General features: G+C 67.3%; 4 protein-coding genes. All 4 read left to right on the top strand.

What is annotated here, in order from left to right; all coding sequences use genetic code 11:
- The first annotated feature begins 121 nt into the window (after window positions 1–121).
- The 4 genes from K6I34_RS35780 to K6I34_RS35765 all read left to right on the top strand — a co-directional run bounded on the left by K6I34_RS35780 (window position 122) and on the right by K6I34_RS35765 (window position 2,300).
- Window positions 122–319: a hypothetical protein gene (locus tag K6I34_RS35780; protein WP_229332199.1), complete on the top strand. Its 198-nt coding sequence runs from the start codon at window positions 122–124 to the stop codon at window positions 317–319.
- A gap of 104 nt (window positions 320–423) precedes the next feature.
- Window positions 424–828: a hypothetical protein gene (locus K6I34_RS35775; protein ID WP_229332198.1), complete on the top strand. Its 405-nt coding sequence runs from the start codon at window positions 424–426 to the stop codon at window positions 826–828.
- An 87-nt stretch (window positions 829–915) separates the two neighbouring features.
- Window positions 916–1,419 carry a hypothetical protein gene (locus tag K6I34_RS35770; protein WP_229332197.1) on the top strand — a complete coding sequence of 168 codons (504 nt, stop codon included), beginning with the start codon at window positions 916–918 and terminating at the stop codon, window positions 1,417–1,419.
- A 602-nt stretch (window positions 1,420–2,021) separates the two neighbouring features.
- Complete coding sequence (locus tag K6I34_RS35765) at window positions 2,022–2,300, top strand: hypothetical protein (RefSeq protein ID WP_229332196.1); 279 nt, start codon at window positions 2,022–2,024, stop codon at window positions 2,298–2,300.
- The last annotated feature ends 64 nt before the right edge of the window (window positions 2,301–2,364 follow it).

Genomic DNA, 2,364 nt, shown 5'->3' with positions numbered 1-2,364 from the left:
GGACGTTCACGGTGAGGGGGCTGGGCGGTGGCGGGCTGTGGAAGGTGGATCTCTCGCGGCTGCGGCTCGCCAACGACGAGGAGCGCGCGAGCCTCGGGATCGCGCCCCGGAGCGTGAGCTGGTGAGTGAAGAGGTGATCTCGCTGCCGCTGGCATCGGGGCCGGGGGTCGTCGTCGGAGGGGTCGCCGACCGGTGCCCGCTCTGCGTACGGCTGCGCGCCGAGCGGCACATGGCCTGGGCGGCGCGGGAGTACGAGCGTGAGATCGCCGCGCGGCACACATGGCTGACCCATTACGAATCGGTTCATGAAGGCCGTTAATCCGAATTGACGGTGATACGCCGAGAGGGTGTGCCAGGTATCGCTCCGCCGGATATGGCGCAACACTGCTGCGACGCAGCCGTGTTGAGGAGAGGAGCCCCTCCGTGTCGCTGATCTCGTACGGATGTCACACCGAAGGGCAGCCGTGCCGCCACGGCCCGCCGCACGCGACCGTGTACGTGGCCGTGGGCGATCCCCACGAGGCGGCGCGGCAGGCGGCGAGCTGCCGCACGTACGCGGAGAACCGGGCGTGGCGCGTCGTCGGCACGGTGATCGAGCCGACGCCGGACCTGCCGCTCGAACGGCGGGAGGGCTGGCGTCGGGTGAACACCTCGGCGGACGGCGAGGCGGTGGAGATCGTCGTGGTGCACAGCCCGGACGCGGTGGACGCGGACGCCGGGGTGTTCCAGTGCCTGTCGGAACGCTTCCGGAAACGGCAGAAGGTCCTGGTGGCCGTGAGCGGCATTCCGGAGCCGGAGCAGCCGGGGCGGCGGGAGAAATCGCGCTGACGGGGGAAGCGCCCGCGAGCTCCGGCGTGCCGCCGCGCGGGGCGGAGTAGCCTCCGGCGCACGGGGACGGCGAGGGATGGAGTCGGCATGTGGAACACGCGTTTTCAACGGTTCGCGATCGACCTGATCAAGAACGGCAACAACCCGCAGGTCGCAGGTGTCTCGGAGTGGTTGGACAAGCGGTCCGAGAACGAACTGAGCGGGTTCGTGGTCGAGTTCGCGACCGGGGCGACCGCGCACTTCCACACGCCCATGATGCTGGCTCCGGGTGCGAAGCATGGTGGCTCGGAGGAGATCGTCGAGGGCGAGCCGGTGGCCCCCATGGCGTTTCCCGACGGTCTGGGGTCCGGCGGAAAGATCAAACTCGCGGACGTCGAGCGGTGGTTCATGGCCGTGCTGGCGTCATCGGGCAATCGCGAGATCAGCGGCCTGGAGGCTTGGTCGCAACGGGAGGACGCGCGTCCCCGGCATGCGGGGGTCACCGTCTCGTTCCACTCCGGCGGGAAAGTCTTCGCCGCGGTGGCGTACCTGCTGCGGCCAGGGATGAGCACGGACGAGCAGACGTACTACGAGCCGTTGGAGGTGGCCTGAAGCCCGTTACCTGAACGAGTGATTGAAGGGCCGGCAGGAGGGATTCGCGGGATCATACGGGGATGAACACCAGTCGGAGCACACCGCCTCTGGTTAGGTGCCCAAGCTGCCATAACCCGATGTGGTGGGACGTGACCTATCCCTACAAGCCGCTGTGGTACTGCTCGGTCTGCAGGTTTCCCCCGGAGCGGGAGCGCAGCGCCCATGCTGCTCCGCCCCAATGTCCGGAGGGGTGTGCGAGTGCCGTGATCCAAACCGGTGAGGACGGGAGTAGGCAGTTCGTCTGTCACCGTAAGTGAAGGGGCGAGCGCGTGACCATTGGCATGAAGGACTGCCCGAACGGATGCGGTCCCATGAACGTAGAGGAAGTTGACGGCGGCGACGCAAACTACGTCTGCATGTCGTGCGGCTGGAGCGAGTACGCAGGTCCATCCACTCTGTGAAGTAGCGCGGTGAGCCTGTGCGTCTCCAAGCGGCGTGCAGGCTCGTTCTTGCCGAAGCTCGGAGCTTCTCTGCACGTACGAGTGACATCACGCGTGGCGATCAGTGGAGTGGGGCAAGTCGGATATGCCTCAATCGCCCGCACAGAAGGGTCACCTCTCATGCGCCGTATCGCCGCCGCAGCTCTCGGAGCCGTCGCTCTTGTCGGTTCGCTCGCCGCTCCCGCCAGTGCCGACGACTTCACGTCGTGGCGTGCCTTCCGCAGCCTGCACCTGACGCCGCAGGCCGCTCAACGGCTCACCTCCGACGTCGGGATCTCCACCCCCGCCATCTGGCGCTGGTCCACCGGGTCACTCAAACGGGCGGATCTCGTCCACAAGGTGACGGGCGGGGACGTCTGCGTCGGGGTCTCCAGCAAGTGCGGACCGGCCGAAGCCTGAGCTTCGGGATTCGGGCGTCGAGATCCGAGCTTCTTATTCAAGGAATGGGCGGTACGCCTAACCC

It is taken from the genome of Streptomyces sp. UNOC14_S4, from assembly GCF_020740835.1.
Lineage (GTDB): Bacteria > Actinomycetota > Actinomycetes > Streptomycetales > Streptomycetaceae > Streptomyces.
The sequence above is the reverse complement of the archived record's forward strand: the minus strand, read 5'-3'. Positions and strand labels throughout refer to the sequence as shown.